We start from the raw sequence: 7952 nt of genomic DNA on the forward strand, positions 1-7952 counted from the left end.
CCTACATCAAGCTGTTTTCAAAACCTGTCAATGTGGCAAAATAATCGTCAATTGTTTCTGCCCGTCTGATGATTTCTACCGAACCATCTTCTCGCAATAACAATTCGGCACTGCGCAGTTTGCCATTATAATTAAAGCCCATTGAATGGCCATGTGCACCTGTATCGAAAATAATAACTTTATCACCAATATTTATTTTAGGTAATTTCCGGTCAATCGCAAATTTATCGCAGTTTTCACATAACGACCCAGTCACATCATATACATTTGTACATTCATCATTTTCCTTGCCGGCAACTACAATATGATGATAGGCTCCATACATCCCTGGACGCATCAAGTTAGCCATAGAGGCATCAAGACCGATATAGTCCTTATAAGTCCTTTTTTCATGCAGTACCGTCGATACCAAATAGCCATATGGCCCCGTTATAGCACGTCCAGATTCAAAAGCAATTTCTACTTCAGCAAGACCAGCAGCCACTAGTATTTCCTCATAAACTTTTTTGATGCCCAGACCAACGGCTTCCAAATTAACAGGTTTCTCTTCCGGGCGATAAGGAATACCAATGCCACCGCCCAAATTAATGAACTCAACCCTTATTCCTAATTTTTCTTTTAATTCAACTGCCAGTTTAAACATCATTGTTGCGGTAGCCACAAATGCATTATCATGCAGTTCATTGGATATTACCATTGTATGCAGGCCAAAACGTTTTACCCCTTTATCCTGCATAATTTTATACGCTTCGAATATTTGTTCACGGGTCAAACCATATTTAGCTTCTTCTGGCTTCCCAATAATATCATTACCTTCTATTATTGATCCTGGATTATAGCGAAACGATATTACTTCAGGCAATCCGGCGTTTTTTTCTAGATAATTAATATGGGAAATATCATCAAGATTAATTATTGCCCCCAATTCGATTGCCTTTTGAAATTCATCAGCCGGGGTATCGTTTGAAGTAAGCATAATCTTTTCACCTATGATCCCAGCTTTTTCCGATAAGAGCAATTCCGGCAAAGAGCTGCAGTCTGCCCCCGCACCTTCTTCTTTTAAAACTTGCAGCAAGCGTGGATTTGGCGCTGCTTTTACCGCATAATATTCCCGAAAGCCCGGTGCCCATGAAAATGCTTTAGACAATCGTCGCATATTGCTGCGAATAGCCTTTTCATCATAAATATGAAAAGGTGTCGGATATTTTTCTATAATTTTATTAAGTTCCTTAACCCCTAAGGGGAATTTTTTGTCTGCCATTAAAGCATTCTCCTTCATTACAATATTTTTAATTTACAATAATAATATATTAACATATTATACCATCGAGAAAAAAACCATGTCAATTTCAGCAACTGTAAATATGTTAACATTTCCAGTTTTACTTTTATTTATTTTATTTACATTGCTAAAAATTATTGCCTTAATCAAAAACAATACTTATAATAAGTACTGTCTTTACTTTCAAATTGATTTACAACCAATATCTAAGTTTAAGATTATATATTATTTTTTAAAATCTCTTAACATCGGAGTATACTTATATGGAAAATATGAAAAAAAAGAAAAAAATGTTAGTCCCCATAATATTAGTTGTCCTCGTCTTTCTAATCGCTGCTGGTGCCGGAGCCTTTTTTGCTACTTTCTTCGGCTATTCCAATGATAAGCCCACAGAAAAAAAAGAAGGCATGCTCGTTGCTGGCAACAAAGCCACCATCATGATAATGGGTGTTGATTCTCGTCATGATGATGTGGGACGCAGTGATACATTAATGATTGCTACTGTTGATCCTGACAAAAATCAGGCCGCTCTTTTATCGATTCCCCGTGACACTCGTGTAAAAATACGCAATCATGGCTGGGACAAAATCAATGCTGCCTATGCCTACGGCGGGCACAACCTTTCCAAGGAAACTGTAGAAAATTTTCTTGGCGTTCCTATGGACCATTATATTATTATCAATATTGAGGCCTTCCAAAAAATAATCGATGCCATCGGCGGCATCGATATCAACGTTGAAAAACGCATGTATTACAATGACCCGTGGGATGACAACGGCGGTCTGCATATTAACTTACAGCCTGGCATGCAGCATATGGACGGTAAAACAGCCGTTACCTATGTACGTTATCGTGATACCGAAGGTGATATCGGACGTATCGGCCGCCAGCAGAAATTTATGAAAGCAGTAATGGATAAGGTTTTATCACCATCGATCATTCCTCGTATACCAGCTATAGTTACCGAGGTTTTTGCTGCTGTTAAAACCGATATGTCAATTCGCCAGCTGCTGGCCTTTTTCGGTTCCTTAAAAGAATCACATGACAATGGCTTAAAAACAGCTATGGTTCCTGGTACCCCTATGTATATAAATGGCATCAGCTACTGGATTCCTGACATTACTAAATTACGCTCAGCGTTAGCTGACACTCTTGATGTAGATATTACACCAGCTATCCGCAACTCAATGGAACAAGCTGACCGTGAATATAAAAACTCTGTTCCTTCAACAGCAACTCTTGCTCCGGCACAGGCTACAATTATCCACCAGCCTAATGAAGAAAAATCAACTTCCGCCAAAACATCAAAGACTAAGAAAAAAGACGATGCAGCCATTTCAGAAAAAACTCAACCTTCAGCCTCTACAAAAAGTGAAACGAGTGAGCCTTCTGCTGCTCCGGCTAACAACACCAGTCCTGCTGATAATCCAATACCTGCTACTGGTCCAAGCCGCGGCAATAGTTCTATCGGCAAAAACTAGTACCATTGAAAAAACGAGTCTGCTGCACATTTTCATTAAGGTGTGGCAGACTTATTTTTACTGTTTAATAAAATTTTATTTTACTTTTTTTTAAAAACCCCTTGCATTTTTTTTGTCAGCATGATACAATATTTTTGCTCGTGACCGAGAGATATTCACCGAGCACAATATGGCGCCTTCGTCAAGCGGTTAAGACACCGCCCTTTCACGGCGGGTTCATGGGTTCGAATCCCATAGGCGTCACCATATTATGGGCGATTAGCTCAGCTGGGAGAGCGCTTGCCTTACAAGCAAGATGTCAGCAGTTCGATCCTGTTATCGCCCACCATAATATTTGGCCCGGTAGTTTAGTTGGTTAGAATGCCGCCCTGTCACGGCGGAGGTCAGGGGTTCGAGTCCCCTTCGGGTCGCCATTTAAGTATATAACATGGAAAGCCATGTTATTTTTTTTAATAAATTTGCCTCGGTAGCTCAGTCGGTAGAGCAGGGGACTGAAAATCCCCGTGTCAGTGGTTCGATTCCGCTCTGAGGCACCATTTATTGCAAATAATGATTTTCAAATAAAATATCGCGACGGTTTTAAATTGACATGCTAAGCGGTCAATGCTATGATATACGGGGGTAAAATAAACCCCCGTATATTTTTTTGTCTTAGGAGGACACAGCTAGATGATTGAACGTTATACAAATCCTGAAATGGGTAACATATGGACCCTGCAACATGAATTTGAAGTTATGTTGGATGTAGAAATAGCTGCCTGCGAAGCAATGGCTGAACTTGGTCAGATTCCAATGGAAGCTGCAAAAAACATTCGTGCTAAAGCTAAATTTGACTTACCGCGTGTAAAAGAAATCGAAAAAGTAACTAATCACGATATCATTGCCTTCCTCACAAATGTAGCTGAATATGTTGGTGATGACTCCAAGTATATTCACAAAGGGCTTACTTCTAGTGACGTAAAAGATACTGCTCTTGGTATTATGATGAAAAAATCAGCTGATCTTATTATTGCTGATATCAAAAAACTGCGCGAAGTTTTATTACGTCGTGCTGATGAACATCGTCATACCCCTTGCATCGGACGTACTCATGGCATTCATGCTGAACCTATGACCTTAGGTTTAAAATTTGCCCTTTGGTATTCTGAATTAGGCCGTGATTTAAAACGTATCGAAAACGCTCGTGAAAACATCGCTGTGGGTAAATTATCCGGTGCTGTTGGCACGTATTCTAATATAGATCCACGCATTGAAGAACTTGTTTGCAAAAAACTCGGTCTTACCCCTGTTCCACTTGCAACTCAGGTTGTACAACGTGATCGTCATGCCGAATATATGACTATGCTGGCTATTACTTCAAGCTCATTGGAAAGATTTGCAACTGAAGTCCGCAACTGGCAAAGAACTGATATTCGTGAAGCGGAAGAATATTTCAGTCCTGGACAAAAAGGTTCCTCCGCTATGCCGCACAAACGTAATCCTATCACCTGCGAAAGAATTTCCGGTATGGCTCGTCTTGTTCGTGGTAATGCCCTTGCTGCACTTGAAGATATTACTCTTTGGCATGAACGTGACATCTCACATTCTTCCGTAGAACGAGTTATCTTGCCAGACAGCACGATAAATGTTGATTACTGCTTACGTAAATTCACTGATATCATTGATAAACTTCTTGTTTATCCTGATGCTATGATGGACAATCTCAATAAAACCGGCGGTCTTATTTACAGCCAGCGTTTAATGCTTGCTGTAGTAAGCAAAGGGGTTTTACGTGAAGATGCCTACAAATGGGTTCAAAGAAACGCAATGAAGCGCTGGATGGCCGGTGAAGATTTCCGCACTAATATTGAAAATGACCCCGATATCTCTAAATATCTAACTAAAGAAGAAATCGACAATTGCTTTGATTATAAATGGTTCTTACGCCATATTGATATGATCTTAAGCCGTTTCGGTATTTAATATATCTTTTATCCAATGACTTAGCTATCTGCAGCTTCGTTATTTTTGTTAATCTTCACATTGCTAAGTCCTCTGGATAATAAGTTCTTGCTGCATTATATTTCTAATACAGTGAGAACTTTATTTATTGCATAATACTATTTACCTGCAATATGTCAATCATAAAAATGCTGCATAATCATAATTAATTGACAATGATAATCTAACGATTGTCATAGAAAGAGGGATTTATATGTCAACAGTTGTTGTTACAGGAACTCAGTGGGGCGACGAAGGTAAAGGTAAGATTGTTGATTATCTTGCTGAGCAATCTGATATAGTCGTACGTTATCAAGGGGGCAGCAATGCCGGCCATACCGTCAGCGTTGATGGCAAAGAATTCAAACTACGCCTTATGCCTTCTGGTATTCTTTATAAGGGAAAAACCTGTGTTGTTGGTGATGGTGTCGTTTTTGACCCAGAAGTACTTTTAGCAGAAATTGCCTCTTTGCAAAAAGAAGGCATAGAAATTGCTGATTATCTTATCTCCAACCGTGCTCAGGTCGTTATGCCTTACCACCGTCTAATGGACGGGCTGGAAGAAGAAAGCCGCGGCAATTTAAAAATTGGTACAACCAAACGTGGTATCGGACCATGCTATATGGATAGAGACCGTCGTATCGGCATCAGAATGTGCGATTTAATCGACAGTGAATCATTTGCTGACAAATTAAAAACTATTTTAGCAATGAAAAATAACGAACTCAAGGCGCTTTATAATCATGCCCCACTGGATTATAATGAAATTTTTGAAGAATATTCCGCATATGCTGAAAAATTACGCCCATTCGTAATTGATACTCCATCATATCTTAATCGTGCCATTAAAAACAACGAAAAAGTTTTATTTGAAGGCGCTCAGGCTACCATGCTTGATATTGATTATGGTACATATCCATATGTTACTGCTTCACATCCAATCAGCGGTGGTGTATGCGTTGGTGCTGGCGTTGGTCCGAAAAAAATTGATACTACCGTTGGTGTTGTTAAAGCATATTGTACTCGTGTTGGTGAAGGGCCTTTCCCAACTGAACAATTAAACGATATCGGTGAAAAAATCCGCAATGTCGGTCATGAATTTGGTACTGTTACCGGCAGACCACGCCGTACCGGTTGGCTTGATGGCTGTGTTGTTAAATATGCCGGTTATTTGGGCAGCCTTGATTATTTAGCAATAACCCGTCTCGATATTTTAGATCATTTTGATGAAATAAAAATGTGTGTAGCCTATAAACATGATGGCAAAATTATTGATGAAATGCCTGCTAATTTGCGCGTATTCGGTGAAGTAGAACCGGTATATGAAACCTTCAAAGGCTGGAATACCGACACTACCGCTATTAGAGAATATGAAGATTTACCTGAACAGGCTAAAGTTTATCTCAAAAGATTAGCTGAAGTTGCCGAAGTAGAAATCGGATTTGTTTCAGTTGGTCCAAATCGTGACCAAACTATCGTCTGTGCGGAAAATATATTTTAATCAATGAGGATTAGCAAAACGGCATTATTATAATGCCTTTTTTTGCTAAAAACAAATATGAATAATAATTTTACAGTAAAAACTACTCTAACCAAAAAGCTTTGCATGGATTGCGCCAAATATATCATATGGCACAATCCGATATTTATTTGTTTCTTGATCATTGGAATTTTGCTGCTTGCCACTTTACCTGGTTATATATTGCTGGGTCATTCTTTCTCCGAAGCTTTTAGCTTAAGCTTTGGTTTTATCCCTGGGTTAGCTCTAACAGCTGCCATATTAGCTGCTCCCTGGTTCATCGGCAAAAAAATGTATCAGCAAAATGGTGATATCACTTTAAATATCAATTTTAACGATGATGAGTTAATTATAAACAATTCTCACAAAATAATGAAAATAGCTTATAATGATATAAAAAAAGTGCAGCAAACTAATAAATATTTCTTTATAAGTACGCGTTCTGCTGATACCACTATGTATGTATTGGACAAGAACACTTTCGTTATCGGTACTGCTGCCGATTTTAATATATTTATACAACAAAAATTACGTTCCTAATTCAAATAGTCAGGATTTGATATTTTATGAATGAAAAATTTATTACTGAAACCCATTTCACCAAAAAAAATTGCCGTGATTTTGTCAACTATGTCAACATTCATCGACAAATATGGGTATATTTACTGGTTTTAGTACTTATCAGTGCTTTAGAGTATAACAATAACCATTCCTGGGAACGCGTTCTTATGTTCATCGTGGCCATGGTTATTATGTATTTCTTTTCGAGTTTTATTAGTTCTTTAATATTAGTTAAAAGAAATGGCAATTCTTTAAAGCTGCGTTTTTATGAACGCCACATGTATGTAGAAACTGATAATAACCGAGAAAAAATTACCTACGAGACCATCAATAAGCTCGTAGAAAGAGATGATTATTTCTATTTATTTTTCACTAAGCACCGCGGTGCTTTCATTATCGAAAAAAAGGGCTTCAGCAAAGGAAACATAGCTAAATTTTCCGATTTTATCAACGAGCATATTCCTAAAAAAAAATAAAGAGGTTGATTTTTATGGACATTGTAAAAAAAGTACTTCAGGCTAATTCAGCTTTTACCAAGGCAGCATATGAGAAAATCGATAAAATACCCCGTTGGCATGCCGTTGTTATTTCCTGCATGGATACACGTCTTGTTGATTTTTTAGAGCCGGCCATGGGTATAAAGCGTGGGGATGTAAAGTTTATAAAAATTGCCGGCAACGTTGTCGACGATAATTTAAACGATGTTATAAAAAGCCTTATGGTCTGTATTTACGAATTAGAAGTTCGGGAAATCATTGTCGTTGGACATAAAAACTGCGGGATGGAAAACACTACTGCCACCAGCCTGCAAACAAAAATGACAAAAAACAGCATCAATGATACTGCTATAAAAAACATTTTACCAGATTTAAATAACTGGGCTGACAAATTTGAGCAGCCAGCACAAAATGTACTTTATTCTGTCCAAAATATAAAAAACAGCCCTTATCTGCCTAATGATATTCCAGTTCACGGTTTTATTGTGGATCCCGATTCAGGTGAACTGACACTATTGGTAAACGGCTATGATAAATAAAAGGGGCTGTGACAAAATGAGAAATCATTTTGTCCACAGCTCTTTTTTTGTGTTTATTTTTAATTTTTCACAAAATAAATCCGAAAAAAGAGT

General features: G+C 38.1%; 7 protein-coding genes and 4 tRNA genes. 10 read left to right on the forward strand and 1 reads right to left on the reverse strand.

Features of this window, described 5'->3' with window-relative positions; all coding sequences use genetic code 11:
* Position 1: 1 nt before the first annotated feature.
* Positions 2–1261, reverse strand: coding sequence for a diaminopimelate decarboxylase (gene lysA / locus HNR32_RS01685; protein WP_183859042.1), 1260 nt, complete (start codon positions 1259–1261; stop codon positions 2–4).
* 284 nt (positions 1262–1545) lie between these two features.
* Here lysA and HNR32_RS01690 point away from each other — a divergent pair, with 284 nt between their 5' ends.
* From HNR32_RS01690 to HNR32_RS01735, 10 genes are all read left to right on the forward strand, one after another.
* On the forward strand, positions 1546–2763 hold the full coding sequence (locus tag HNR32_RS01690; protein WP_183859043.1) for an LCP family protein: 1218 nt from the start codon (positions 1546–1548) through the stop codon (positions 2761–2763).
* A gap of 171 nt (positions 2764–2934) precedes the next feature.
* Positions 2935–3009, forward strand: a tRNA-Glu gene (locus HNR32_RS01695).
* A gap of 6 nt (positions 3010–3015) precedes the next feature.
* Positions 3016–3091 (forward strand) — tRNA-Val (locus HNR32_RS01700).
* 8 nt (positions 3092–3099) lie between these two features.
* Positions 3100–3176, forward strand: a tRNA-Asp gene (locus HNR32_RS01705).
* Between the two features lie 47 nt (positions 3177–3223).
* A tRNA-Phe gene (locus HNR32_RS01710) sits at positions 3224–3299 on the forward strand.
* Positions 3300–3432: 133 nt separating this feature from the next.
* Entirely contained in the window at positions 3433–4725 is a 1293-nt protein-coding gene (gene purB / locus HNR32_RS01715; RefSeq protein WP_183859044.1) for an adenylosuccinate lyase, read from the forward strand.
* Positions 4726–4957: 232 nt separating this feature from the next.
* Entirely contained in the window at positions 4958–6244 is a 1287-nt protein-coding gene (locus tag HNR32_RS01720; protein WP_183859045.1) for an adenylosuccinate synthase, read from the forward strand.
* Positions 6245–6301: 57 nt separating this feature from the next.
* Positions 6302–6802, forward strand: a complete 501-nt coding sequence (locus tag HNR32_RS01725) for a YcxB family protein (protein WP_183859046.1) — start codon at positions 6302–6304, stop codon at positions 6800–6802.
* A 26-nt stretch (positions 6803–6828) separates the two neighbouring features.
* The gene (locus HNR32_RS01730; RefSeq protein WP_183859047.1) at positions 6829–7299 is read left to right on the forward strand and encodes a YcxB family protein; all 471 of its coding nucleotides are present in this window, start codon (positions 6829–6831) and stop codon (positions 7297–7299) included.
* Between the two features lie 14 nt (positions 7300–7313).
* Complete coding sequence (locus HNR32_RS01735) at positions 7314–7859, forward strand: beta-class carbonic anhydrase (protein ID WP_183859048.1); 546 nt, start codon at positions 7314–7316, stop codon at positions 7857–7859.
* Positions 7860–7952 lie beyond the last annotated feature (93 nt).

This window comes from Pectinatus brassicae (assembly GCF_014201835.1).
GTDB lineage: Bacteria > Bacillota > Negativicutes > Selenomonadales > Selenomonadaceae > Pectinatus > Pectinatus brassicae.

Coding starts and splice junctions, on each gene's coding strand:
- HNR32_RS01720 (WP_183859045.1), top strand. CDS start 4,958: ATGTCAACAGTTGTTGTTACAGGAACTCAGTGGGGCGACGAAGGTAAA.
- purB (WP_183859044.1), top strand. CDS start 3,433: ATGATTGAACGTTATACAAATCCTGAAATGGGTAACATATGGACCCTG.
- HNR32_RS01690 (WP_183859043.1), top strand. CDS start 1,546: ATGGAAAATATGAAAAAAAAGAAAAAAATGTTAGTCCCCATAATATTA.
- lysA (WP_183859042.1), bottom strand. CDS start 1,261: ATGGCAGACAAAAAATTCCCCTTAGGGGTTAAGGAACTTAATAAAATT.
- HNR32_RS01735 (WP_183859048.1), top strand. CDS start 7,314: ATGGACATTGTAAAAAAAGTACTTCAGGCTAATTCAGCTTTTACCAAG.
- HNR32_RS01730 (WP_183859047.1), top strand. CDS start 6,829: ATGAATGAAAAATTTATTACTGAAACCCATTTCACCAAAAAAAATTGC.
- HNR32_RS01725 (WP_183859046.1), top strand. CDS start 6,302: ATGAATAATAATTTTACAGTAAAAACTACTCTAACCAAAAAGCTTTGC.